17 protein-coding genes and 2 tRNA genes are annotated in these 25962 nt (G+C 73.1%); 8 read left to right on the top strand and 11 right to left on the bottom strand.

All coding sequences use genetic code 11. From position 1 onward, the window contains the following. Positions 1–416: 416 nt before the first annotated feature. Positions 417–953, bottom strand: a complete 537-nt coding sequence (locus ACZ573_RS24625; protein ID WP_189972381.1) for a MarR family winged helix-turn-helix transcriptional regulator — start codon at positions 951–953, stop codon at positions 417–419. 125 nt (positions 954–1078) lie between these two features. On the opposite strand from ACZ573_RS24625, the gene ACZ573_RS24620 reads away from it, so the two are divergent. Then, entirely contained in the window at positions 1079–2395 is a 1317-nt protein-coding gene (locus tag ACZ573_RS24620) for an MFS transporter (protein ID WP_471307509.1), read from the top strand. An 87-nt stretch (positions 2396–2482) separates the two neighbouring features. Here the strand turns inward: ACZ573_RS24620 and ACZ573_RS24615 are convergent, their stop codons facing one another. Next, positions 2483–4294, bottom strand: a complete 1812-nt coding sequence (locus ACZ573_RS24615) for an ATP-binding SpoIIE family protein phosphatase (protein ID WP_471307506.1) — start codon at positions 4292–4294, stop codon at positions 2483–2485. Between the two features lie 135 nt (positions 4295–4429). Beyond that, the gene (locus ACZ573_RS24610) at positions 4430–5848 is read right to left on the bottom strand and encodes an NAD(P)/FAD-dependent oxidoreductase (RefSeq protein WP_471307479.1); all 1419 of its coding nucleotides are present in this window, start codon (positions 5846–5848) and stop codon (positions 4430–4432) included. Between the two features lie 338 nt (positions 5849–6186). Here ACZ573_RS24610 and ACZ573_RS24605 point away from each other — a divergent pair, with 338 nt between their 5' ends. Both ACZ573_RS24605 and ACZ573_RS24600 read left to right on the top strand, forming a co-directional pair. After that, positions 6187–6960, top strand: coding sequence for a TetR/AcrR family transcriptional regulator (locus tag ACZ573_RS24605; protein ID WP_471307477.1), 774 nt, complete (start codon positions 6187–6189; stop codon positions 6958–6960). Positions 6961–7152: 192 nt separating this feature from the next. Further along, on the top strand, positions 7153–9147 hold the full coding sequence (locus ACZ573_RS24600; protein ID WP_471307476.1) for a sigma-70 family RNA polymerase sigma factor: 1995 nt from the start codon (positions 7153–7155) through the stop codon (positions 9145–9147). Between the two features lie 219 nt (positions 9148–9366). On the opposite strand, the gene ACZ573_RS24595 is transcribed toward ACZ573_RS24600, so the two are convergent. Next, positions 9367–9873 carry a MarR family winged helix-turn-helix transcriptional regulator gene (locus ACZ573_RS24595; protein WP_471307474.1) on the bottom strand — a complete coding sequence of 169 codons (507 nt, stop codon included), beginning with the start codon at positions 9871–9873 and terminating at the stop codon, positions 9367–9369. A 140-nt stretch (positions 9874–10013) separates the two neighbouring features. On the opposite strand from ACZ573_RS24595, the gene ACZ573_RS24590 reads away from it, so the two are divergent. Next, positions 10014–11276, top strand: coding sequence for an MFS transporter (locus tag ACZ573_RS24590; protein WP_471307472.1), 1263 nt, complete (start codon positions 10014–10016; stop codon positions 11274–11276). Positions 11277–11376: 100 nt separating this feature from the next. On the opposite strand, the gene ACZ573_RS24585 is transcribed toward ACZ573_RS24590, so the two are convergent. Further along, a complete protein-coding gene (locus ACZ573_RS24585; protein ID WP_471307470.1) occupies positions 11377–13593 on the bottom strand; it encodes an asparagine synthase-related protein in 2217 nt (738 codons plus the stop codon). 630 nt (positions 13594–14223) lie between these two features. Here ACZ573_RS24585 and ACZ573_RS24580 point away from each other — a divergent pair. The 4 genes from ACZ573_RS24580 (at position 14224) to ACZ573_RS24565 (ending at position 19788) form a co-directional block, all read left to right on the top strand. After that, positions 14224–16047 (top strand): sporulation protein, encoded by a 1824-nt coding sequence (locus tag ACZ573_RS24580; RefSeq protein ID WP_471307468.1) that lies wholly within the window; start codon positions 14224–14226, stop codon positions 16045–16047. Positions 16048–16091: 44 nt separating this feature from the next. Then, positions 16092–17324, top strand: a complete 1233-nt coding sequence (gene lhgO / locus ACZ573_RS24575; RefSeq protein WP_471307466.1) for an L-2-hydroxyglutarate oxidase — start codon at positions 16092–16094, stop codon at positions 17322–17324. Positions 17325–17558: 234 nt separating this feature from the next. After that, a complete protein-coding gene (gene trmB / locus ACZ573_RS24570) occupies positions 17559–18305 on the top strand; it encodes a tRNA (guanosine(46)-N7)-methyltransferase TrmB (protein ID WP_471307502.1) in 747 nt (248 codons plus the stop codon). A gap of 43 nt (positions 18306–18348) precedes the next feature. Next, the gene (locus ACZ573_RS24565) at positions 18349–19788 is read left to right on the top strand and encodes a PrsW family intramembrane metalloprotease (protein ID WP_471307465.1); all 1440 of its coding nucleotides are present in this window, start codon (positions 18349–18351) and stop codon (positions 19786–19788) included. Here ACZ573_RS24565 and ACZ573_RS24560 read toward each other — a convergent pair. From ACZ573_RS24560 to ACZ573_RS24535, 6 genes are all read right to left on the bottom strand, one after another. After that, positions 19697–20719, bottom strand: a complete 1023-nt coding sequence (locus tag ACZ573_RS24560; protein WP_471307462.1) for a M23 family metallopeptidase — start codon at positions 20717–20719, stop codon at positions 19697–19699. The genes ACZ573_RS24565 and ACZ573_RS24560 overlap by 92 nt on opposite strands. Positions 20720–21025: 306 nt before the next feature. Beyond that, complete coding sequence (locus ACZ573_RS24555) at positions 21026–22138, bottom strand: PP2C family protein-serine/threonine phosphatase (protein WP_471307460.1); 1113 nt, start codon at positions 22136–22138, stop codon at positions 21026–21028. Between the two features lie 265 nt (positions 22139–22403). Then, positions 22404–22477 (bottom strand) — tRNA-Met (locus ACZ573_RS24550). Positions 22478–22617: 140 nt separating this feature from the next. Beyond that, positions 22618–23136 carry a GNAT family N-acetyltransferase gene (locus ACZ573_RS24545; protein ID WP_471307458.1) on the bottom strand — a complete coding sequence of 173 codons (519 nt, stop codon included), beginning with the start codon at positions 23134–23136 and terminating at the stop codon, positions 22618–22620. Positions 23137–23267: 131 nt separating this feature from the next. Beyond that, positions 23268–23340 (bottom strand) — tRNA-Lys (locus tag ACZ573_RS24540). Between the two features lie 218 nt (positions 23341–23558). Then, on the bottom strand, positions 23559–25904 hold the full coding sequence (locus ACZ573_RS24535; RefSeq protein ID WP_471307456.1) for a DEAD/DEAH box helicase: 2346 nt from the start codon (positions 25902–25904) through the stop codon (positions 23559–23561). Between the last annotated feature and the right edge of the window lie 58 nt (positions 25905–25962).

Here is a 25962-nt window from a genome sequence, read left to right as displayed (position 1 = left end):
TCATCCACCGAAGTGGACGGGGTATCAACTTCTGGCGTTGATTTTTGGCACGCTGTTGAGTTCTCAAGGAACGGACGCTTCCTTTGTACTCACCCTCGCGGGTTTTCCTCCGGGCTTTCGTTCTGTTCTTGCGTTTCCGACTCTATCAGACTCTTTCGGGCCTGACCCCCAGTCAGCGGGGTTTGCCTTCCGGGCTGTTGGGCCCTTCCGACTCCTGAACTCTAGTGGATTTCCCTGGCGATTCATAATCGGCCTTCGGAAAGAAATTCGGGCATGCCGAATTCGTTCCCAGTGGGAGATCGTGCTGAGTTGGGTGCCGCAACGAGGCGGCGGGATTCGTTGTCGCCAAAGCCTTCCGGCTCTGGGACAACTCGAAGAACCTTACGGACCTGCCGGGCTCGTGTCAACCCCGGCGGTCAGCTGGGTGACTGGAGGTCTTCCACGCGCTCCAGCAGGCGCGCGAGCATGTCGCCGAGCACCCCGCGCTCCGCGGTGGAGAGGTCCTGGAGGAGGTCCTCCTCGAAGACCGTGGCCGCGCGCATCGCGTCCAGCCACTTGCTGCGGCCCTCGTCGGTGAGCTCCACGATCACTCGGACCCGGTTGGACTCGTCCCGCTCGCGGGTGACCAGGCCCTCCGCGGTCATGCGGTCGATCCGGTGGGTCATCGCCGCCGGCGTGAGGCCCAGCTGCTTCGCCAGTTCGCTCGGGCCCATCCGGTAGGGGGCGCCGGAGATGACGAGGGCCTTGAGGACCTCCCACTCCGCGTTGCTGATGCCCAGGGCCGCCGTCTGGCGCCCGTACGCGACGTTCATGCGGCGGTTCAGACGGCTCAGCGCCGAGACGACCTTCTCGACCTGGGGGTCCAGGTCCTGGAACTCGCGCTGATAAACGGCGATCTGTTCGTCGAGGCTCGGCTCGTGGACGGGCGCAGTGCCGTCGGGGGTGTCACCCATGGGTCGAAGTATCGCATGAGCTCGTTGGCGTCTAACTCCTTCGATGTGTACTGTTAAGGCTTGAAGTTTAGGTATGAAGTCTTCAGGCTTCAGGTCTCAAAGGCAGGTGAGAAGTGACCAAGGTGATGGGCGCTGCGATGCGGCGGATCCAGGCCGGGAACGCGCTGACCGCGTTCGGCATCGGCTTCACGGTTCCGTTCCTCTACATCTATGTGGCGCAGGTGCGAGATCTGGGTTCCATGGCCGCCACGTGCGCGTTCGTGGCCTTCGCCCTTGGCGCCCTCGTCGCGCTGCCCTTCACCGGTCGGGTCATCGACCGACGTGGTCCGGTGCCCGTGGTCATCGGGGCGGCCGTCACCGCCTCGGTCGGTGCGCTGTCCCTCGGGCTCTCCACCGGCATCGCGGGGATCCTCCTGTCCGCCCTGGCGCTCGGCGCCGGGCAGGCCGTGATGCAGCCCGCGCTGGCCACGATGATCGTGTGGTGCTCCACGCCGTCCACCCGCACCCGTGCCTTCGCCCTGCAGTTCTTCATGCAGAACCTGGGTCTGGGCATCGGCGGTCTCATCGGCGGCCAGATCGTCGACGAGAGCCGGCCCGGCAGCTTCACCCTGCTGTTCGGCATCGAGGCCGTGATGTTCCTGGTGCTGGCCGGCGTGATCGCCACCGTGCGTCTGCCGCAGGTGCAGGGGTTCAAGGACGCCCGGCCCAAGGACCCGGCGCAGGCGGGCAGCGGCTGGAAGCGGCTGCTCCGGCACAAGGCCATGGTGCAGCTGTGCGTGCTGGGCTTCGTGGTGTTCTTCGCCTGCTACGGACAGTTCGAGTCGGGCCTGGCCGCCTTCGGTACCGAGGCCGCCGGGATCTCCCCCTCCACCCTCGGCTTCGCGCTCGCGGCCAACACCGGCGCGATCGTCGTCGCGCAGTTCGTCGTGCTCAAGCTGGTCGAGAAGCGCCGCCGCTCCCGGGTGATCGCGCTCGTCGGGCTGATCTGGACCGTGGCGTGGCTCATCGCCGGATTCTCGGGTCTGGGGCACGGCAGCGCCATGATGGCCGCCGCCGCGTTCGTCAGCACGTACGCGCTCTTCGGCATCGGCGAGGCCATGCTGTCGCCGACCCTGGCGCCGCTGGTCGCGGACCTGGCTCCCGAGGGCTCGGTGGGTCAGTACAACTCGGCCTTCGCGCTGGTCAAGCAGATGGCGCTGGCGCTGGGGCCGCTCGGGGTGCCGCTCGGTGCCGGGGTTCCGATGCTCTACATCGGGGTCTTCGTGCTCGTGTCGCTCGGGATCGCCGCTCTCGCGCTGCGGCTCGGCAGGCGGCTGAGCCCGGTGCAGGACAACCCGTGGGTGGCGAGCCGGGTCGTGGCGCAGGGTGGCCCCGCCGCCGAGGTCGCCGAGGTGGCCGAGGTCGCCGCCAAGGACGGCGTCGTGGAGCGCGTGCCCGCCTAGGGACGTATGGCCGTACGTATATATGTGCGGGAAGCAGGAAGGCCCCGGTCCGGGTGGATCGGGGCCTTCCTGCTTCCCGCTGTCCGGCTACTTGTCCGGCAGGGCGAACTCGCACCAGACGGCCTTGCCGCCGCCCGGGGTGCGGCGGGAGCCCCAGGAGGAGGCGATGGTCGCGATGATCGAGATGCCGCGGCCGGTCTCGTCGGCCGGTTCGGCGCGTCGGCGGCGCGGCAGGTGGTCGTCCCCGTCGGTGACCTCGATGATCAGCCGGCGGTCGGTGCGGCGCAGCCGTAGGCGCATGGGCGGGGTGCCGTGCTGGAGGGAGTTCGCGACGAGCTCGCTGGCGGCCAGGACGCCGAGGTCGCAGAGCTCGACGGGGAACCGCCAGGAGGCGAGGACGCCCTGGGCGAAGGCCCGGGCGCGCGGGGCCGCCTCGATGCCGCCGAGGAGTTCCAGGGCTGCGTTGTGGAAGAGCTCGGCGTCCGATCCGGTGCGGGCCGGCTGCTGGAGGACCATCACCGCGACGTCGTCGTCGTGGTCGGCGTCCACACCGAGGGCGCGCATCAGGCGGTCGCAGATGACGGCCGGGGTGCCCTGGGCGCCGGAGAGGGCGCGTTCGAGGGCGGCGACGCCCTCGTCGATGTCCTCGCCTCGGCGTTCGACCAGGCCGTCGGTGTAGAGGACGGCGGTGGAGCCGGGGCCGAGGGCGATGGTGCCCGAGGTGTGCAGCCAGCCGCCGGTGCCGAGCGGTGGGCCGGTGGGGTCGGCGGCTCTGCGTACGGTGCCGTCCTCGTCGCGGACCAGGATCGGGAGGTGGCCGGCGGAGGCGTACGCGAGCAGGCCCTCGTTGGGGTCGTGGACGGCGTAGACGCAGGTGGCGATCTGGCTGGCGTCGATCTCGGCGGCGAGGCCGTCGAGGAGCTGGAGCACCTCGTGCGGGGGCAGGTCGAGGCGGGCGTACGCGCGGACGGCCGTGCGCAGCTGGCCCATGACGGCGGCGGCGCGCACGCCGCGGCCCATGACGTCGCCGATGACGAGGGCGGTGCGGCCGGCGCCGAGGGTGATGACGTCGTACCAGTCGCCGCCGACGGCCGCCTCGGTGCCGCCGGGCTGGTAGGTGGCGGCGATGCGCAGGTCGTCGGGCTGTTCCAGCTCCTGGGGGAGGAGGGAGCGCTGGAGGGTGACGGCGGCCTCGCGCTGGCGGCGCTCGCTGGCGCGGAGGCGCTCGACGGCTTCGGCGTGGTCGGTGACGTCGGCGAGGTGGATCAGGACGCCGGTGTGGTGGGGGTCGGGCTCGCCGTCGGTGTCGGACTTGGGGAACTCGACGGGGGTGCAGGTGACGGTGTACGAGCTGCCGCCGCCCGGTGCGGTGCGGTTCTTGGCCGTACGGGACTTGCCGCTGCGCTGGACCTGGTCGAGGAGCGGGAGGAGGCCGAGCTCGCCGAGTTCGGGGAGGGCCTCGTGGGCCGGGGCGCCGGGGGTACGGGCGCCAAAGCCGGTGGTGTAGGCGTCGTTGACGTAGGCGACGCGGTGCTCGGGGCCGTGGACGAGGGCGACCAGGGCCGGAAGCCGGCTGAGGACCTCGCGTACGGAGAGCTCGTCGAGGGAGGGCACGGCGGTGAGGACGCCCGTCCGCCGGGGCGGGGACGCGGCCGGGGACGGGGACGTACCGGTGCCGCCGCCGCTGCCACCGCCGCTGCTTCCGGTCCCGGAGACCGTGGGGTCGGCGGGCCGGCCGTCGGCGGGCGTGGACCGCTCGGCTCCGGGGTCGGCGCGGCCGCCGCGGGCTGCCGGGACCGCGCCTTCACCTCGCTTGGCCTGGGCGGCGGCGTGTTCGGACCGGGCGGCGGCGCGGCGCTGCGTTCCGGGAAACCGGGCGCTCCAGCGCGTGAAGTTCACTGCGTTCAAGCCTCGTGGTGTCGCGAGTGGTCGCTGTGTCGCTCGTGGGCGGTCGCTGACTGGACGATGTCACTCTGTGCAGGGGTGAGCGCACCTATGGTCACACGTCCAGTGTGGCCGACCGCACTGACAACGTCAGCCCTGGCCGTTCTGCGGGGGGTTGGGGGCGGGGGGCGGTGGAGGGGGCTTGGGGCCGCCGCCTGCGGCCAGTTCGAATTCTGCCCTGGGGTGTTCGAGGGAACCCAGGGAGACGATCTCACGCTTGAAGAGGCCTGAGAGGGTCCATTCGGCAAGGACGCGCATTTTGCGGTTGAAGCTCGGAACGCGGCTGAGGTGGTAGGCGCGGTGCATGAACCAGGCCGGGTAGGCCTTGAGCTTGCGGCCGTAGATGTGGGCGACGCCGCGGTGCAGGCCGAGCGAGGCCACCGAGCCCGCGTACTTGTGGGCGTACTCGGTCAGGACCTCGCCGCGCAGGGCGGCGAGGAGGTTGTCGGCGAGGACCTTGGCCTGGCGGACGGCGTGCTGGGCGTTGGGGGCGCAGTCGCGGCCCTTCTCGCCGGCGGTGATGTCGGGGACGGCGGCGGCGTCGCCCGCGGCCCAGGCGTGCTCGACTCCTTCGACGGTGAGGAAGGAGGTGCAGGCCAGGCGGCCGTGTTCGTTCTTGGGGAGGTCGGAGGCGGCCAGGATGGGGTGCGGTTTGACGCCGGCGGTCCACACGACGGTGCGGGTGGGGAAGTGGGCGCCGTCGCTGAGGACGGCAACGCGGTTCTCGCAGGATTCGAGCCGGGTCTCCAGGCGTACGTCGATGTTGCGGCGGCGCAGTTCGCGGACCGTGTAGACGCCCATCTCGGGGCCGACCTCGGGGAGGATCCGGTCACTTGCTTCGACGAGCACCCATTTCATGTCCTCGGGCTTGATGTTGTGGTAATACCGCGCCGCGTAGCGGGCCATGTCCTCCAGCTCGCCGAGGGCTTCGACGCCCGCGAAGCCGCCGCCGACGAAGACGAAGGTGAGGGCGGCGTCGCGGAGGGCGGGATCGCGGGTGGAGGAGGCGATGTCCATCTGTTCGATGACGTGGTTGCGCAGTCCGATGGCTTCTTCGACCGTTTTGAATCCGATGCCGTAGTCGGCGAGTCCCGGGATGGGGAGGGTGCGGGAGATGGAGCCCGGGGCGAGGACGAGTTCGTCGTACTCCATCTCGACGGGGCCGGTGCCCTCGTCGGCGGTGGCGAGGGTGCTGACGGTCACGGTCCGTCTGGCGTGGTCGATGCGCTCGGCCTCGCCGATGACGATGCGGCACTTGCCGAGGACGCGGCGCAGCGGGACCACGACGTGCCGGGGGGAGATCGCGCCCGCGGCCGCTTCGGGGAGGAAGGGCTGGTACGTCATGTAGGGCTCGGTGGCGACCACCGTGACCTCGGCTTCGCCGGCTCTCAGCTTTCGCTGGAGGCGGAGCGCCGTATACATGCCGACGTAGCCGCCGCCGACGATCAGGATGCGCGTACGGGGCGCGGTACCGGGGGCCGTGCCCCGTGAGTTAGCAGCCTTCACCATCCCATGACGCATCGTGGCCGGGAGTTTGTCCACAGCCCCGACAAATTGTGTGACCGGAGTGAGTGCTGGGGCGGGGTGCAAGAGGACGTCAGCTTGTGGCGAAAATCTGCAGGTCAGGACACTCGGAATACGAGATTCCGGAGGCACGGATCGGAAAAGTGGGGGTGAATGCTCCGATCGGGCGGTGCTCCGTCCGGGGCTGCCTCTTCTGAATTGACTCTGGCTCAACTATGTTCGTATCTCGTCGAGGAGTAGGACCGGGCCCGAGACCGTGGCCCCCTCGGCGTGAAGGCGGGGAGTGTCTCCGGGGGGAGACAAATGATTACCGGGGGATACATATGAACATTTCCGATTTCCATGGTTCTGCGACCGCGCTCTCGGTCGAGAGCAACGGTCGCGCGCTCGCGGGCGGCACCACGCACGGCGTGGGCCGGTCCACGCCGCTGCGCGTCGATGCCCAGCGCAACCTCGAGCACGTTCTGCGGGCGGCCCGTGAGGTCTTCGGCGAGCTGGGCTACGGGGCTCCGATGGAGGACGTGGCTCGCCGCGCCCGGGTCGGTGTCGGCACCGTGTACCGGCGCTTCCCGAGCAAGGACGTCCTCGTGCGGCGCATAGCCGAGGAGGAGACCGCGCGACTGACCGAGCAGGCCAAGGCCGCGCTGGGCCAGGAGGAGGAGCCGTGGCAGGCGCTGTCGCGCTTCCTGCGCACCTCCGTGGCCTCGGGCGCCGGGCGGCTGCTGCCGCCGCAGGTCCTGCGGGTCGGCTCGGCCGTCGAGGACGAGGCCGAGGAGGCGGAGGCCGCACGGGTTCCGCACCAGCGGCAGGCCCTGCCGGCCGCCGGCACTCCCGAGCTGCGGGTCGTGGGCACGCGCGGCTCCGTCGAGAACGAACCCTCGGACGACTCGGGGGCGGGTGCGCTGCTGGAGGTCGTCGGCCGGCTGGTGCACCGGGCGCGGGAGGCCGGTGAGCTGCGCGCCGATGTCACGGTGGCCGATGTGCTGCTGGTGATAGCGACGGCGGCGCCCGCGCTGCCCGACCCGGCCCAGCAGGCGGCGGCTTCGACGCGGCTGCTCGACATCCTGCTCGAAGGACTGCGGTCCCGGACGGTGTGACCTCGGCCGGCACCGGTGCCGGTGCCGGTACGGGCGCCCGTGCAGGTACCGGCACCGGTGCGGGTCCGGTAGGGCGATCCGCCGGAATGTTCCCGGATGGGTGGATGGCGCGAAGAGAGGTTCGGTGCCCGTCCCCCGTGTGACACGCTTGCCCGGTGTACCGGTTGAGTGTGTCGTGCGGGAGCCTCCGCGATGAGCGTTGACGGTCGGGAAGAGCCACGCGGTGGCGGCGGCAGCGAGGTGGAGGCGGGCAGTCTGCCCGCCCGACAGGTGCCGGCTCAGCGCGACCCGGGCGGGCGGCACGCACGCTCCTCGGGCTCTTCCGGACCCGGAGGCACCGGCGGCGAGCTGCCGCCGTCCGACGGGGACTTGATCGCCCGGATGCGGGGCGGTGACGACGGTGCGTACGAGGAACTGTTCCGTCGGCACGCCGATTCCGTGCGCCGCTACTCCCGGTCGTGCTGCCGGGACGCGCACACCGCCGACGACCTGACCGCCGAGGTGTTCGCACGGACCCTGCAGGCGGTACGGGGCGGGGCCGGGCCGGACCAGTCGGTGCGGGCCTACCTGCTGACCACCGTGCGCAGGGTCGCCGCGGCGTGGGCGAAGACCGCCAGGCGTGAGCAACTGGTCGAGGACTTCGCCGTCTTCGCCGAGCAGGCTTCCACGGGTACGGAGGGCGGGGCCGCCCTGTCCGGGCTCTCCGGGGACGACACGCTCGAACTGGGCGCGGACGTCCGGGCGATGCACGAGGCCGAGCGGTCGCTGGCCGTGCAGGCGTTCCGCAGTCTGCCCGAGCGGTGGCAGGCCGTGCTGTGGCACACCACCGTCGAGGAGGCGTCGCCGAGTGCGATCGCGCCGCTGTTCGGGCTGAGCGCCAACGCGACCGCCGTGCTGGCCAGTCGGGCCCGGGAAGGGCTCAAGCAGGCGTATCTGCAGGCTCATGTGAGCTCGGCGCTGAGCGAGGGCGGCGACTGCGCGCGGTACGCGGACCGGCTGGGCGCCTACGCGCGGGGCGGGCTGCGGATGCGGGCGGAGCGGGGGCTGCGCAAGCACCTGGAGGAGTGCGTCAAGTGCCGGCTGGCCGCCGGGGAGCTCCAGGATGTCAACGCGGGTATTCCGGCGCTGCTTCCGGTCGCGGTCATCGGGTGGTTCGCCGCCGGGTACGCGGGCAAGGCCGCCGGGGTGCTGGCCGGCGGGGCCGTCGCCGCGGGCGGCGCCGCGGCTGCCGCCGGCGGATCGAGCGCGGGGGCCGGGACTGCCGGGGCCGGGGCCGCGGGTGGCACGGCCGGAGCCGGTGGCGGGGCCGCCGGGGCGGGTGGCGGGGCCGGGGGTTCCGTGGCCGCCGAAGGGCTCGGGCTGCCGGCCAAGGCCGCCATCGCCGCCGGGATCGCGGTGGCCGCGGCCGCCGGGGTGGTGTTCGCGCTGGCCGGGGACGACACCGAGCCCCGGGTCCGGGCCGAGCCCGCGCCCAGTGTGGCGGCGCCAGCGGTGCCTTCGGCGCCGTCGGTGCCTTCCGTACCGAAGGCTCCCGCCTCCACCTCGGCCTCGGCCGAGCCGGATCCGCCCGCGCAGGAGCCGCCGGCGGCGCAGGGCTCCGTAGCTCCGCGGCCCGGACCGACGCCCTCGGCCACGGCCTCCGCCGCGCCCGGGCCCGCGCCCTCCTCGTCCCCGTCGCCCTCACCCAGCCGGGAGAACGCCTCGCCCACGCCGACACCGAAGCCGACACCGCCGCCGCCCCCGAAACCGCCGCAGGGGTTCCAGCTGGCCGGGCTCGCCCACTCGGTCTACGGGGACCACAGCGGCCCGGAGCTGCAGACCTGGCGCAGCGGCTGGGTGTGGCAGCGCCACGGTCTGGAGGTGGGCGGCCGGCGCTTCGCACACGGCATCACCGTGAACTCGCGGTCCTCGGTGGAGATCGCCCTCAACCGGCGGTGCACGAGCTTCTCGGCGCAGGCGGGGGTGGACGGCATGTCGCTGTTCACGGACGGCTCCGTGCGGTTCTCCGTGTACGCCGACGGGGAGCGGGTGTGGCAGTCGGCCGCCCTCGGGCGCGAGGACCCGCCCGCGGCCGTGCGGGTCTCCCTCGCGGGGCGCAAGTCGCTGCGGCTGGTGGTCGAGAAGGCCGGCCCGGGCAGCCTGCCGACGCTGGCGAGCTGGGCCGACGCCGTGCTCAGCTGCCGCTGAACGCCGTGGTCAGCGTCACGGCGAAGGCGGCCGGGGTGAGGGCCGCGCCGGCCTCCTCCTCACGGCGGTAGCGGTCCGGGCCGAGCACCGGGTCGGTGCCGAGGCCGTCGGCGAGGGCGCGGCGCGTGCGCTCGTACGCGGAGAGGGCCTCGGCGGGGCGGCCGGCCGGCCGGGCAATTCTGCCTGGCCCGTCGGGGCAGCGGTGCCCGGCCGGACGCCTCAGGTGATCGAGGTGTCCCCGTTGTCCTCCAGGAGCGTGCGCAGGGCCTCGGCGATCGTGGCGCAGGTGGCGGGGTCCAGCGGGGCGAGCAGCTCCGCGTAGCGGCGCAGGTGCTCGGTGATCATCGACTGCGTCAGCGCGAGGCTCCGTTCGGTCAGCCGGATCCGCACCGTGCGGCGGTCCTGACCGTCCCTCACCCGCTCGACCAGGCCCTTGGCCTCCATGCGGTCGATGCGGTTGGTGATCGCTCCGGAGGTGACCATGGCGGCCGGGATGAGGGCGCCGGCGGTCAGCGCGTACGGGGGGCCGGAGCGGCAGAGGGTGAAGAGGATGTCGAGCTCGCCCACCTCCAGGTCGTGCTCGGCCGCGAAGGCCTTCTGCTGCTTGTCGATGACCCGGGTCATCCGCTGGATGCGGGCCACCACCTCCACCGGCCACAGGCCGGCGGCCAGATCCGGGCGCTCCGCCACCCACTGGCCGACGATCGCGTCCACCGCGTCGCTCATGCGCTGTTCCTCCCTCGCTCGTGTCGATCGCACCACCCTCAGGATATCTCAACGTTGAGACACTTGACGTTGAGAGGACTGCGTGTTTTTATCTCAACGTTGAGATTCTCAGTCTTGAGATGGTTCGGAGGGCGCCACCCATGACCACCACCGCCACCGCCACTGCGGCCGCCAAGGCCTCCGCGGGCACCACCACTTGCACCACGCCCCGGGTCGGCCCCGTTCCCGCCTTGTGGCTGGCGCTGATGGCCACCCCCATGGCCGCCGGGGCGAACGCCCCCGTGCTGATCCTTCCGGACATGGCCCGCTCCCTCGGGGTGAGCGCCTCGACCGCCGGCTGGCTCGTCGCCTCCTACGCCTGGGCCATGGCCGTCGCCACCCCGCTCCTGGCCGGACTGCTGCGCCGCCGGGGCCTGCGGCCGGCGCTCCGCCTGGCCGGCGCCCTCCTCGTCGGCGGCACCCTCCTCGTCGCCGCGTCCCCCTGGCTGCCGCTCACCCTCGCCGGACGGGCCACGCAGGCCGCCGGCGGTGCCGGTCTGGCGGCCGTCGCCATGAGCCTGGCCGGCTCGGCCCGCCGGATGGGCGTGATCAGCGCGGGCTTCGGCATCCTCGGCGCGTCCGGCCCGCTCCTCGGCGCACAGCTCTCACAGGCCGTCTCGTGGCGGCTCTCGCTCTCCATCTCCGTGATCGCGGTCCTGGCGGTACCCGTGGTGAGCCGGTACGCGACGGCCCATGCGGCTCCGGCCGTCCCGGCGGCCCGGCCTCAGGACAGGTTCGACGCCCGCGGCGCGGCACTGCTGACGGCACTCGCCACCGCCCTGGTCCTGCTGCCCCACGCGCCGGCTGCCGCCCTCGGCTCCTCGGCGATCGCCGCCACCCTGCTCGCGCTCCACGTCCGCCGGCGCCCCGGCGGATTCGTCCCGGCCGCGCTGATCCGGCAGCCCCTCTTCCTCGGCTCCGCGCTGCTCGCCCTCGTGCTCTCGGGCTCGTACTTCACCCTGCTGTTCTCCGTGCCCCGGCTGCTCGCCGACCGGGCGGGCTGGGACGCCTCCACCGCGGGCACCGGTCAGCTCGTGGCGCTGCTCACCGGGTCCGCCCTCTCCTGGCTGCTGGCCGCGGCGTCGGCACGGATGAGCCGGACCGCCGTCCGCGCGGTGCTCGTGGGGGTCGGAGCGTCGGCCGCGGCGATCGCGGCGTTCGCGAGCTGGGGTCCGCTGCTGCTGCTCGCCACCCTGGGCGGGATATTCGCGGCGACCGGCTGCAACGCCGTGCTGTCGATGCACGCCGCGTCCAGCGCCCCCGATTCCCAGCGGCCCACGGCCATCGGCCTGTTCGCCCTCTGCTACCAGCTGGGCGGGGCCTTCGGCCCGGCGATCGCGACCGCCCTGGTGCTCACCGCCTGAGCCGGGGCCGCCGAGCCAGTGCCCCGAGCCGGGACCACCGGGCCGGGGCCGTCGGCGTCCCCCGGAGAACCGGAGAACGGAGAACCGGAGAACAGGACCGTCAGGACAGCGCCGGGCGGTGCACGGGGACCCCCTCGGGCACCGCCCGGCGCCGCGCCGTGGAGGTACCCGTCCAGCAGGTGCCGCGCCGGGCCAGCAGACGGCCGAGCCACAGCTCCATCGAGACCAGTTCCGCCAGCCCGTCCAGCGGGACCGGCCGCCCGTCCGCCGCGTCGAGCAGGGCCTGCCGCACGACCCGGGCCTCGATCAGCCCGGCGTCGGCGAGCAACGGCGACGCGAAGAGGTCCAGCAGGCCGCTCAGCGCGGCGCGCAGCCCCAGCCGGGTCGCCGTCTCGTTCGGCACGTGGTCCGTGGCGCCCCAGCCCGGCGGGAACTCGCGCACCCCCGCCGAGAACAGGACGCTGCGCAGGATCGCGGCCCGGGCCCCGGGCTGGACCCGCAGGGACTCGGGCAGGGCGCGGGCGGCCCGTACGACCTGGTTGTCCAGGAAGGGGGCGTGCAGCCGCTGGCTGCGGACCTCTACGGCCTGCTCGAAGACCCGGTGGTCGGCGGCGTGGCGGGCGAGCAGCGAACGGGCGCGGGCCTCCCCCGGCCGCAGCGACAGCGGCGGCCGGCCGGCCGCGACCGTCAGACGGATCGATACTTCCGCCAGTGCCTCCCCCGTGAGCCAGCCCGCCGCCGGTCCCGGGCGGGACCAGGTCAGGGCGGCGAGGGAAGCGTCCACCGGACCGGAGGATCTCTCGGTGACCCCGCCCTCGCGGAGCCGGGCCGCGGCGGCCTCCATGCCCGCGCGGTACGTCGTACGGGCAAGTCTTCGGGCCGCCGAGTACACGGTGAGCGGGACCAGCAGGGACTCCCCGGCGGCTCCGGAGGCGGAGGCCGACCGGGCCAGTGCCGCCACCGGGCGCAGCAGGTGCCGCCGCCGGCGGTCCATCAGGAGGTCGGCCATGCGGGCCGGGTGGGCGTCGAGGACCTGGCGGGCGCCGTGGCCGGTGAAGTGGTCGGCGGACCCGGCGGCCAGCCGGCGCCGCTCGCGGGCGGCGAAGACCAGCGAGGGGCCGGGTTCGTCGGTGAGCGGGCCGTCGAGTTCGGCGTACGGGAGGGCCTCCGCGGCGGCGGCCACCACGACGTGGTGCAGGCGCGGGTCGGCCGCGATGGCCCTGGCCCGTTCCAGTTCGGCCTCGCGCCCCTGCGGGGTGGCCAGGTCGTTGAAGGTGACGGCCAGCAGCCGCGCCCCGGCGGGGCTCAGCAGGGTGCCGGGTGCCCCCGGCAGACCGGCTGCCAGCAGCGCCAGCGTCGCGGAGGCGCTGCCGCCGGAGAGGTCGGCGCCCACCCCGGGGGCCGGGGCGCCACGGGCGGCGCGCCGGTCGGCGGGGCCCATTCCGGGCACGGGGCCGGGATCGTACGGTGGCAGCGTGTCGGGAGCATGCCGCGGAGCCGTGAGCCGGGCGCGCACCGCGTCCACCAACGCTTCCCGTACGCCCTCCACCGCGCGCTCGGCATCGGCCTCGGGGGCGGCCACGGCGAGCGAGGCGACCTGCTCGTAGCCGGTGATCTCGCGGGAGCCCTCGCGCAGGATGAGCGCGTGCCCGGGCGGGATGCGCCGGACCCCGGCGTACGGTGTGCCGTCGCCCAGTGCCTCGGGACTGTCGGGGCAGGCCAGCAGGGCGGCGAGATGGCCGATGTCGAGCTGGGCCTCGATGAGGTCGGCGAGCGGGAGGGCGGCGGTGGCGTAGGCCGTGCCGCTCGCCCAGGGGGTGTAGAAGACGGGCCGGGCGCCCGCGAGGTCGCCGAGGACGGTGATGCGGCGGCCGGCCTGGACGACGGCGGTGTAGCTGCCGGACCACTGGGTGAGGTGGCGCAGGGCGCCACCGCGGGCGGCGTAGAGGGCGCGGCGCAGTTCGGCGTCGGTCGCGCCGCAGCAGCCGAGGACGGCGAGCCTGGTGAAGGGGTCCGCCGGGTCGGCGGTGAGCGTGCGGATCTCGTCGGGGCGCCAGTCGCCGACGGCCCACAGGGGGTCTGGGTCTCCCCAGAGCAGCTGTGCGCCGACGGGGTGGACGGTGCGTTCCGCGTCCGCTCCCGGGTCGTCCGGATGGGCGGCGTCCGCGAGGCCGCCGCGCAGGGGCGCACCGCCGTCGCCGTAGCCGCCCTGGCCGTATCCGCCCTGGCCGGAGGCATGGCCGGAGCCCTGGCCGGAGACCCTTCCGGCCGTGCCGAAGCTCGCGGCGATACTGCTCCAACCCACCAACCAGCGCACCGCCGCCTCCCCAGCCCGTGGGCACATGACCGGGGCACAGGCAGCACGGACAGCGCTGAGGGCGCGGCCGCGGGACCCCGGGTGGCTCGGGGTCCATGCTGCCACGGGACAGGCGTGCGAGAGTGGTTAAAGGGGGCGCACACGCAAACGAACACGCCCCGGCAACTCGGTATTTGGCGTTCCGTTCCCACCGCCCCATAGGTCGCTTTCAGCCATTCTTCGGCTGCCTGAAGGGCCGTCACGGGCGGTCGGCGCCCGGCCGCGGGGGCGCGGTCCGGGGGGCGCGTTCCACCCCCCGGACCGTTCCGCCACCCGCGGGGATTGAGGCAGCGGCATCCCCCGACCCGCCCGGTCAGGCGGCGGGCCGACCCACGCACCGCACATCGAATCGCCGGGTCCGGGGACCGGCCAGAGCGCACGGGCGGGCGCACGGCCACACGGGCGGAGCACGCGATGACACGTGCGCCCCGGCGCCGGGTCCGGGGCGGACTGTGCAAACGGACAACAATCCCGCCATACGGAAGTAAGGGCCTTAACGCTTGGGAGGCGGGGAACTACGCTGGGTTTACGAAATGCCGGGCGCCTATGCCCCGGCGGCGTCTGCGTTCCGCGTGTGACGAGGGGTGGCGCATGTCCAGGGAGCTCCGCGAGCCCAATGAGAAGCTCGGCGCCGTCCTCGCCCTCGCGGGCATCAGCAACGCCGGGCTGGCCCGGCGGGTCAACGACCTCGGCGCGCAGCGCGGCCTGACGCTCCGGTACGACAAGACGTCGGTGGCCCGGTGGGTGTCGAAGGGGATGGTGCCCCAGGGCGCCGCCCCGCATCTGATCGCCGCGGCCATCGGCGCGAAGCTGGGGCGGCCGGTGCCGCTGCACGAGATCGGGCTGGCGGACGCCGATCCCGCGCCCGAGGTCGGGCTGGCCTTCCCGCGCGACGTGGGCGCGGCGGTGCGCTCGGCCACCGACCTCTACCGGCTCGACCTCGCCGGGCGGCGCGGCGGCGGCGGGATCTGGCAGTCGCTGGCGGGCTCGTTCTCCGTGGCGGCGTACGCGACGCCGGCCTCGCGCTGGCTGATATCTCCCGCCGACAGCTCGGTGGCGCGGGAGCCGGCGGGCAGCCGGGCTCCGCACCTCACGGCCGGCGCCCCGGCGACCGGAACCCCGGCCACCGGCAGCGAGACCAGCGGCAGCGCGGCGCCGGACCACGCGGCACCAGGCAGCGCGGCACCCGACAATGCGACGGCCGACAACGCGACGGCCGACAACGCGACGGCCGACGACCCGCCGGCCGGTACCTCCGCGGCGCTCGACCCCGCGGCGCGGCACTCCATGGTCCAGAGCCCCGTATCAGCGCCCCCCTCGGCTCACGACGCGCCGGCGCGCGAGGCGACGGCGGCATCAGGTCCCCGGTCCTCCCCGGACGGCCGCACGACCGGCCCGATGACAGGTCTGGCAGGACCGATGGCAGGCTCGGCGACAGGCCCGCCGTCCACCGTTGTGCCCGCCCAGCCCAGCCCCGAAACGCCGCGCGACCACGGCCAGCGCGTGGGCCACAGCGATGTGTCCAAGCTGCGCGAGGCCGCGGAGGACGCGCGCCGCTGGGACTCCAAGTACGGCGGCGGGGACTGGCGTTCGTCGATGGTGCCCGAGTGCCTGCGGGTGGACGCGGCGCCGCTGCTGCTCGGCTCGTACACCGACGAGGTGGGCCGCGCGCTGTTCGGCGCGACCGCCGAACTGACCCGGCTGGCCGGGTGGATGGCCTTCGACACCGGCCAGCAGGAAGCGGCCCAGCGCTACTACATCCAGGCGCTGCGGCTCGCCCGCGCGGCCGCGGACGTACCGCTCGGCGGCTACGTGCTGGCCTCGATGTCCCTGCAGGCGACCTACCGGGACTTCCCCGACGAGGGGGTGGACCTCGCGCAGGCCGCCGTCGAGCGCAACCGCGGCCTGGCCACCGCCCGCACCATGAGCTTCTTCCGGCTGGTCGAGGCGCGGGCGCATGCGAAGGCCGGCGATTCGACGGCCGCCGGGGCGGCGCTGCGGGCCGCGGAGGGCTGGCTGGAGCGGTCCCGGGAGGGCGATCCGGATCCGACATGGCTGGGTTTCTACTCGTACGACCGTTTCGCGGCAGATGCTGCAGAATGCTACCGGGATCTGAAATTGCCCCGACAGGTAAGGCGGTTCACCGAGCAGGCCCTGTCGCGCCCCACCGAGGAGTACGTACGGTCGCACGGGCTGCGGCTGGTGGTGAGCGCGGTCGCCGAGCTGGAGTCGGGCAATCTCGACGCGGCGTGCGCGGCGGGCACCCGGGCGGTTGAGGTGGCGGGGAGGATCTCCTCGGCACGGACGACCGAATACGTACGGGACCTGCTGCACCGCCTGGAACCGTACGGGGACGAGCCGCGTGTGGCGGAGCTGCGGGAGCGGGCCCGGCCGCTGCTGGTGGCGCCGGCGTAGGACCTGTCTTCCGGGGGCCGCGTGGCGGCGTTGTCGGTGCCGGGGTGCAGTATGCAGGGGTGGGAGGTGTCAGCGTGGGTGGCGGCGTGGACTGCGATGTGCTGGTGATCGGCGGCGGAATCGTCGGCCTGTCGACGGCGCATGCATTGTCGCGCCTGGCTCCGGGGACCAGGGTCGTGGTCCTGGAGAAGGAGTCGGGGCCGGCCCGGCACCAGACGGGCCGCAACAGCGGGGTGATCCACAGCGGGATCTACTACCGCCCGGGTTCCCTGAAGGCGCGCTTCGCGGTGAGCGGGGCCGCCGAGATGGTCAAGTTCTGCGCGGAGCACGGGATCGCGCACGAGGTGACGGGCAAGCTCATCGTCGCCACGGAGCGGGAGGAGCTGCCGCGGCTGCACGCGCTGGTCCAGCGCGGCCGGGAGAACGGCATTCCGGTGCGCGAGCTCGGCCCGGCGCAGATCACGGAGTACGAGCCGGAGGTGCGGGGGCTGGCGGCGATCCATGTCGGCAGCACCGGGATCGTCGACTACGGCCGGGTGAGCGCCCAGCTCGCGGAGTCCTCCGGCGCGGAGATCGTCTACGGCGGCGCCGTGGACCTGATCTCGCGGCGCCCCTCGGCCGTGGCGGTCCGCACGACGTCCGGCCTGGTGGTCAGGGCGCGGGTGCTGGTGAACTGCGCGGGCCTCCAGTGCGACCGGATCGCCCGTCTCGCCGGGGACGACCCGGGCATGCGGATCATCCCCTTCCGCGGCGAGTACTACGACCTGGCGCGGCCGGACCTGGTCCGGGGCCTGGTGTACCCGGTGCCCGACCCGGCTTTCCCCTTCCTCGGGGTGCACCTGACCCGGGGCATCGGCGGCGGCGTCCACGTCGGCCCCAATGCCGTGCCCGCGCTGGCCCGCGAGGGATACGCCTGGTCGACGGTGCGGCCCCGGGACCTCGCGGACGAGCTCGCCTGGCCGGGATCCTGGCGGATGGCCGCACGCCACTGGCGGTACGGGACGGGCGAGATCCACCGCTCGCTGTCGAAGCAGGCCTTCACCCGGGCGGTACGGCGCCTGCTGCCAGCCGTCACCGCCGCCGACCTGCGGCCCGCCGCGGCCGGGGTCCGCGCCCAGGCCGTGCTGCGCGACGGCACCCTGGTGGACGACTTCCTGATCCGCGACGCCCCGCGTACGGTCCATGTCCTCAACGCCCCCTCGCCCGCGGCCACCGCTTCGCTCCCGATCGGCCGCGAGATCGCCTCCCGGGCCCTGCGGACCCTCGGCTCGGCCTGAGCGGTCCCGAAGCCCGGGCGACGGCCGCGAACGTCCCGCTGCGCGGAGCCTTCTCCCCGCCCCGCCCTTTCACCATCCCCCGGACTCCGTCCGGGGGGACCCCCAGCCGACCGGCCGGAGCCCCAGGTCGGGCGGCCGCGCTGACCCCCGTCGTAGAATCACGGCATTGTGTCTGAGTCCCTGAATCCCCAGTCGCCCCGCCTCCCGGACGCCGCGCCGGAGACGAACTCGTACGTGCCGCCCAAGTGGCGCACCGAGCCCCGCTTCCCCGACGGGCCCGCGCCGGACCCGGCCGGCTCGCACCACGAGCGGCGGATCCGGAGCTTCCAGCCCCGGCGCAGCCGGGTCACCACCGGGCAGGGTGAGGCCCTGAAGCGCCTGTGGGGCACCTGGGGCCTGGACATCGACGGCCACCGGGTCCTCGACCTCGAGGAGCTCTTCGGCGGCCTCCCGGTCGTCCTGGAGATCGGCTTCGGCATGGGCGAGGCCACGGCCCAGATGGCAGCCGACGACCCCGGCACCGGGATCCTCGCCGCCGACGTGCACACCCCCGGGCAGGGCAACCTGCTCGCCCTCGCCGAGCGCGGCGGGATGACCAACGTCCGGGTGGCCAACGGCGACGCCATCATCCTGCTCCGCGAGATGCTGCCGCCCGACTCGCTGGCCGGTATCCGCGTGTACTTCCCGGACCCGTGGCCCAAGGCCCGCCACCACAAGCGCCGGCTGATCCAGCCCGACTTCCTCACGCTGGCCGCCACCCGCCTGGCGCCCGGGGCGGTACTGCACTGCGCGACCGACTGGGAGCCGTACGCCGAGCAGATGCTCGAAGTGCTCACCGCGCACCCGGACTTCGAGAACACGCAGCCCGACGGCGGCTTCTCCCCGCGCCCCGGCTTCCGGCCGCTGACCCGCTTCGAGGGCCAGGGGCTCGACAAGGGCCACCTCGTACACGACTTGCTCTTCCGTCGCACGGAGAACTGACAAGGTCACCGCGCGTGTCAGACCGGCTCGCTAGGGTCATGGTGTGTACCGAGCGCTCCACCTCGTGCTCCCACGTCCGTCCGGCACGGTCCGCACGTGCGTGCTCCTCGCCCTGCTCGCCGCGACCGGGGTCACCATCCTCGAACTCGTGCGGGAACAGACCGGCACCTCCGGCTTCTTCGTCGGTCTCGGTCTGGCCCTGCTGCCGGTGGCGCCGCTCATGGCGGCCTTCCGGTGGCTGGGCCGGGCCGCACCCGTGCCCTGGTCGCAGCTGCTGTTCTGCTTCGGCTGGGGTGCCTGCACCGCGGCACTGATCGCGATACTGGCCAACAACTTCGCCACCCAGTGGATAGCCGCGACCACCACCGACGCCTCCGCCGCCGATCACCTCGGCTCGGTGGCCATCGCCCCGGTGGTGGAGGAGAGCGCCAAGGCGGCCGCCCTGCTGCTGGTGTTCGTGTTCCGCAGACGTCACTTCACCGGCCCCGCCGACGGGTTCGTGGTGGCCGGCTTCACCGCCACCGGCTTCGCCTTCACCGAGAACATCCTCTACCTCGGCAACGCCTTCGTGGAGGACCTGGCCGACCGCAGCGGCGCGCTGGAATCGGTGACGGCGGCGACCTTCTTCGTGCGGATAGTGCTGTCGCCGTTCGCGCACCCGCTGTTCACCGTGCTCACCGGGCTGGGCTTCGGCGTGGCCGCCGTCAGCGCCCGCCGCTCGCGCAGGATCTGGCCGCCGCTGCTCGGCCTGGCGCTGGCCATGGGCATGCACGCGCTGTGGAACGGTTCCTCGCAGTTCGGGGAGCACGGGTTCTACGTGGTCTACAGCTGCGTGATGGTCCCGGTGTTCGGGCTGCTGGTGTGGCTGGCGGTGCGGATAAGGCGCAACCGGTTGCGGGCCGTCGAGGGTGAGCTCGCGCTGTACGCGGCCGCGGGCTGGCTCGGTCCGGCCGAGGTCCCGGCCCTGGCTTCGATGCCGGCCCGGTCACTGGCCCGCTCCCTGGCCCGGCGCAGCGGGGGCCGGGCGGCCGGACGCACGGTCGCCCGCTACGAGGCGGACGCGGCGGCCCTGGCCCTGCTGCGGAACCGGGCGCGGCGCGGCGGCCCCGTACGGGAGCGGGATTTCGCGGGCCGGGAGCGGGAGCTGCTGCACCGGCTCTGGCAGTCCCGGGCGACGGCGGGTCCCGCGCTGGCCCGGGCGGCGGTGATCGAGGAGCTGGTTCCGCCGTGGTTCGACCCTCTGGCCCCGGGGGCCGCGCGGGCGGATGTACCCGGGCCGCGGCGGACGGACCTCGACCGCGGCGCGCCGGACCCGGCCCGGGGAACGAAGCCAGGAACGAACCCGGGGACGGCCCAGGGGATGTGCCCGGGAACGAACCCGGACCCGGGGCTCAGACGTTCAGGCCCTTGGAGTTCAGCCACGCCAGCGGGTCCTGTGTCGATCCGCCCTTGCGTACTTCCAGGTGGAGATGAGGTCCGGTGACGTTGCCGGTGGCGCCGACGCGGCCGATGGTCTCGCCGGCGCCGACCGCGCCGGAGGTCACCGACATCGAGGAGAGGTGGCAGTACCAGATCTCCGTGCCGTCCGGGAGTTCCAGCACGATCCGGTAGCCGTACGCGCCGGACCAGCCGGCCGAGGTGATCTTTCCGGCGGCCACGGCCTTGACCGGGGTCCCCGTCGGGGCCGCGAAGTCGAGGCCGGTGTGGTGGCCGGAGGACCACATGGAGCCGGAGTCCCCGTAGTGGGAGGTGAGGGTGTAGGCGGAGGTGGGCAGGGAGTAGCTGCCGGACGGCTTGGCGAGGCGCTCCTGCTCGGCCTTGGCCGCCGCCTCCTCCGCGGCCCTCGCCTCGGCCTCTTCCCTGGCCTTGGCCTCGGCCTGCGTCTTCGCTTCCTCGGCGGCCGTGCGGGCCGCCTCCAGCTTCTCCTTGGCCTCCTGGGCGGCGGCCTGCTGCGCGGCCTGTTCGGCCTCCGCCCGGGCCTTGGCCTCAGCGGCGTCCTGCTGGGCCTCGGCCTGCTGGAGGATGCGGTTGCGCAACGCCTCGCCTGCGTCCGCGCCCTGGGCGGACTGCTGCGCGATGATCCCCGTCCGCTCGCCCGTCGAGGCCGCCGGTCCGGAACCGCCCTCCTCCTGCGGGGCCTTGTTCCCGGTCATCAGGTCGGGCAGGGCCGGCAGGGATATCGCGACCTGGGGCCGGTCCTGCGCCGTGGCGATACCGCCGGCTCCGACCGCCGCGATGACACCGACGCCGAGCACGGTGGAGCTGCGGGCAAGTCCCCCGCGCTGCTTGGCGACGCGGTGCTTGCCGCGGACCGGCCGCACCGAATCCTCGGTGGGGTTCCACTCGCCCCAGGCACCCGCGGTGGGCGGCTCCTGGATCTCGATGCCTTCAGGGGCAGGCAAGTTGGAGGCCACCGGGGCACACTCCTCATCCACGCGCAGGACGCGCGCGCGCACGGTGCCGTCTCTTGCGACGGCTGGGACGACCGCGCTGCGTTATCGAAAGGTAATAGACGTAGGGGAGTGATTCCAAGCTCATCCGCTTGATCGTTCCCACCAATCAGCCACGCACCGACCGGCTTTGGCCATTCCTTTTCACTGTGAAACAGCCTCAACCAGGGCAAAAATCAAGCGACTCACCCACCTCTTCAGCCACAGGCCAGAAATGACGGCTCGTCAACAACCTCGCAGAGAGCACCCTTTCAGTCACACATCGTCACATCATGTCGCGCGGGGCACCACCGGCACGGTCCGGCGCCGTTCCGGCTCCCGCTCCCCCGGACGGCCCACCGCGAGCAGCGCCATATCGTCCGTCGCCCCGCCGCCCGTATGCCGGCGCACATCGCTGCTGAGCGCGCTGAGCAGCGCCTGCGGCCCGGGGAAGATCCGCCCCCGCAGCCGGGCCGCCGGATCGTAGAACTCCCCCGCCCCGTCACGGGCCTCGGTCAGCCCGTCCGTGTAGAGCAGCAGGGTGGTCCCCGCCGGGAAGGCCCACTCCTGCACCAGGTCCGGCCAGCCGCCCAGCTCCCCCATGCCGAGCGGCAGGGCCGGCTCCGCCGGGGCGAGGACCGCCAGCTCACCGTTCTCGTGCAGCAGCAGGGGCTCGGGATGGCCCCGGTTGAGCAGCCGCAGCACTCCCACGCCCGGCGGGATCTCCCCGAGCACGCACGTCGTGAACCCCTCCACCACGTCCAGGCTGTCGCGCCGGGTGCCCTCGCGGGCCAGCGCCCGCTCCAGCCGCTGCGCCAGTGCCTCCAGCGTGGGCTCGGTCTCCGCCGCCTCCCGGAACGCGCCGAGGACCACCGCGACGGCCTCCACCGCCCCCAGCCCCTTGCCCCGTACGTCGCCCACCGCCAGCCGCACTCCGTACGGGGTCTCCTGGACCGCGTACAGGTCGCCGCCGATGAAGGCGTCGGCCTGCGCGGCCTCGTACCAGGCGGACACGTGCAGCCCCCCGATGCGTTCGGCGGGCTTCGGCAGCACCGCCCGCTGCGCGGCCTCGGCGATCCCGCGCGCCGAGGCGAGCCGTTCGCCGCTGCGCCGCACCATGCGGTTGATCAGGAGCGCGAGCCCGGCGACGGTCAGTACGGTCACCAGCTCGGTCAGCGCCTCGACCTTCCAGCTGGTGCCGTTGAGGATGTGCAGCACGAACACCGCGAACACGGCCAGGCCGCCGGTCAGGGCCGTGGCCCAGAGGGTGAACAGCGGGGCGGCGATCAGCGGGGCCGCCGTGAAGAACGGGGACCCCGTGAAACTGGGCGGGGTCAGCACGTCGAAGACCATCCCGAGGGCGATCAGCGCACCCGGCAGCACCCGGACCACGCGACGGGTCACACCGCTCCCGCCCCCACCCGCGTGCCCACCGCCGTTGCCCTGCCGGCCCAGCCCCACCACGCTGCTCTCCTGCCGCCCGGTCCGCCGCACGGGTCCGGTCCCGCCGCCTCCTCGCCCCTCAAGGCTGGTGGCAGGGGCATCCACAGGCGACCTGACGGCGGCCGGACGGATGACGAGGCGTGAGAAAGCGTGAGAAGAGCGCCCGGTGGAGCCGGAACACGACGAAGGCCCGGTTCCTCTGGAGGAACCGGGCCTTCGTACTGAGTAGCGGGGGCAGGATTTGAACCTACGACCTCTGGGTTATGAGCCCAGCGAGCTACCGAGCTGCTCCACCCCGCGTCGGTAAACACAACTCTACGCCATCCGGGCGGAGCCCTTCGCCAATTAACCGCCGCACCGCCCCCAGAACCACATCACCGCAGGTCAAGTCCCCAAAACCGGACCGGAAACGGCCGCATGCCGGCCTCCGCGAACGAGGATCATCCCTGCTGCGCGGCATCCCGGCGGCGGGTCAGCACGTGCGTGGTGCTCCCGTCGTCCTCCAGCAGATCCCGTACGCGGGTGAAGCCGATGCGCTCCAGCAGGACCAGGGAGGCCGTGTTGGCGTCGGCCACAGTGGCGTGCACCTCGGTGAGGCCGAGGGGGCCGAAGCCGTACGCGACGATCGCCTCGGCGATCTCGGTGCCGAGACCCGCTCCCCAGGCCTCGGGGGCCAGGGCGTAGATGATCTCGTGGCCGCCGGCCTCGTCGGTCCGCTTGATCTCGGCGTGCCCGACCAGCCGACCGTCCCGGCGCACGGCCCACACGTCGAAGAGGTTCTCGGCGTAGACCTTCGTGAAGACCCGTCCGAAGAGCGCCCGGTCCTCGGCCTCGGAGACGGGACCGTCGCCCATCCACCGGGACACCCTGGTGTCCTGGAAGAGTGCGACGAAACCTTCCTCGTCCTCGGGGGTGTACGGGTCGAGGAGCAGGCGTCCGGTATGCAGAACAGGCGTCATGGTCGGCGACGCTACCCTCACCGACCTGCGGGGTCACCGGATTTACCGGTACGGCGAAGCGCCCCACCCGAAGGAATCGGATGGGGCGCTCCCGTACAGGTCGGAGGATGTCTCCCCGTCCCTGCGAGCGGTAGGCCATGTCGGACTCGAACCGACAACCAACGGATTAAAAGTCCGCTGCTCTGCCAATTGAGCTAATGGCCCTCCAGGTGCTCACCCCAGAGCATAGCCGGACCGCGCCGGTCAGCCGATCGGGTATCCGCCGACCGGCCTGTCGCCGCCGGTCCGGCGGCGCTCCGCAGGGCCTGGGACCTGCCCCCGAAGGGGTGTTACGCGTCATCAGTTCCCCGGAGCGAGGAAAGGGCCCGTACGGCACCTGGGTGTCGTACGGGCCCTTCCTCAGGGGTTCAGCTCAGCTGCGATCAGCCGTTGCGCTTCCAGCGCGGCTTGTCGTCGCGGCGGCCGCCGAAGCCGCCGGTGGAACCGGAGCCGGAGCCGGACGGACGGTGGTCGTCGCGGCGGCCGTACGGGCGGTCGCCGCCACCGGAGCGGAAGCCGCCGGCCGGACGGTCGTCACGACGGTCGCGGTTGAACGGGCGGTCGCCGCCACCGGAGCGGAAGCCGCCGGAGGGACGGTCGTCACGGTTGTACGTGCCGTTGCCCGTGGCCGGACGGTCGCCACCGGAGCGGAAGCCACCCGAGGGACGGTCGTCGCGGCGGAAGCCACCACGGTCGCCACCACGGTCATCGCGGTTGAAGCCACCGGAGGGACGGTCGTCACGACGGAAGCCACCACCGGCCGGACGGTCACCACCGGAGCGGAAGCCACCCGAGGGACGGTCGTCGCGGCGGAAGCCACCACGGTCGCCACCACGGTCATCGCGGTTGAAGCCACCGGAGGGACGGTCGTCACGACGGAAGCCACCACCGGCCGGACGGTCACCACCGGAGCGGAAGCCACCCGAGGGACGGTCGTCGCGGCGGAAGCCACCACGGTCGCCACCACGGTCGTCACGGTTGAAGCCACCCGACGGACGGCCACCGCGGTCACCGCGGTCGTCACGGCGGAAGCCGCCGCGGTCGCCACCGCGGTCGCCGCCACGGTTGTCGCGACGCTCGAAGTTGCCACGGTCGTCACGCTGGGCGCGCTGCTCCTCGCGGCGCTCCTGCGCGGCCAGCTCGGCGGCAGCGGCGGCGGCAGCAGCCGCGACCTCGGCCTCGGCGGCCTCGGCCACCTCGGCGACAGCGGCCTCCGGGTCCTCGCCGCGCTCACGGGCGGAGCGGGCGACCAGGCGGTCGGCCTCCTCGCGCAGCTCCACGGCACGGCGCGACAGGCGCTCGAGCTGCTTGGTGAGCTCGGCGACCTCGCGCTCGGCCTGCTTGGCGGCGTTGTTCGCGGAGTCGGCCTGGACCTCGGTCAGCGAACGGGCACCGGTGATCTCGGCGACCTCCGGCTCGAAGGCGCCGGCGCCCTGGACGATGTGACGCGAGGCGTCGACGCCCGCGTCCTCCATCAGGCGGAAGATCTGGCGACGCTGGTGCGGCAGCGCGAGGGAGACCACGACACCGGACTTGCCGGCGCGGGCGGTACGGCCCGAGCGGTGCAGGTAGTCCTTGTGGTCGCCGGCCGGGTCCACGTTCAGGACCAGGTCGATGCCGTCGACGTGGATACCGCGGGCGGCGACGTCGGTGGCGACGAGCGCGTTGACGTAGCCGTCCTTGAAGTCGGCGAGGACGCGGGTACGGGCACCCTGCGTCATGCCGCCGTGCAGCGCGTCGGCCTTCACGCCGGCCTCGACGAGCTGCTCGGCGATGCGGTCGGCGCCCAGCTGGGTGCGGACGAAGATGATGGTGCGGCCCTTGCGGGCGGCGATGGCGGCCGTGACCGGCGCCTTGTCCTTCGGCTTCACGACGAGGACGTGGTGCGTCATGGTCGTGACGTTGCCCTGCGCGCTGTCGACCTCGTGCGTGACGGGGTTGGACAGGTAGCGCTTGACCAGGGTGCCGATCTCGTTCTCCATGGTGGCGGAGAAGAGCATGCGCTGGCCGCCGCCGGGGATCTGGTCGAGCAGCTCGGTGACCTCGGGCAGGAAGCCCAGGTCGGCCATCTGGTCGGCCTCGTCGAGAACCGCGACCTGGACGTTCTCCAGGGAGCAGGCGCCACGGTTGATGATGTCGCGCAGACGGCCGGGGGTGGCGACGAGGACGTCGACACCGCGCTCCAGAGCGTAGATCTGGTTGCTCATGGAGGTACCGCCGCAGACGACCTTCATCTTCAGGCCGAGCACGTCGCCGTAGGGCTGGAGCGCGTCCGCGACCTGCATCGCGAGCTCACGGGTCGGCGTGAGGATGATCGCGCGGGGCTTCTTCTTCTCGGTGTGACCGCCGGCCAGGGAGGCCAGGGTCGGCAGACCGAAGGAGAGGGTCTTGCCGGAGCCGGTACGGCCACGGCCGAGGATGTCCTTGCCGGCCAGGGCGTCCGGGATGGTCGCGGCCTGGATCGGGAAGGGGGCGGTGACGCCGTTCTGGGCGAGCTTGCGCACGATGCCCTCGGGCAGACCGAGGTCGCCGAAGGTGATCGAGGGCTCGGCGTCGGCGTCAGCGTCCGCGTCGTCGTCGAAGTCGGTGGTCGAGTCCTCGAAGGACCCGTCGGTGTTCACGTCGGCCTCAAGAGCCTCGATGATCTCGTCCGCCTCGGCGGCCTCGATCGCCTCGGTGACCACAAGGGCCTCGGCGTCGATCATCTCGTTGGAGTCGTTCTCGGGCATGACGGAACGGTCAGAGCTGGAAATGGACATGCGAAATGCGAAACCTTCCGGAGTCTCG

The organism is Streptomyces sp. NPDC040545 (genome assembly GCF_055595065.1).
This window is presented reverse-complemented; position numbering and strand designations above follow the sequence as displayed.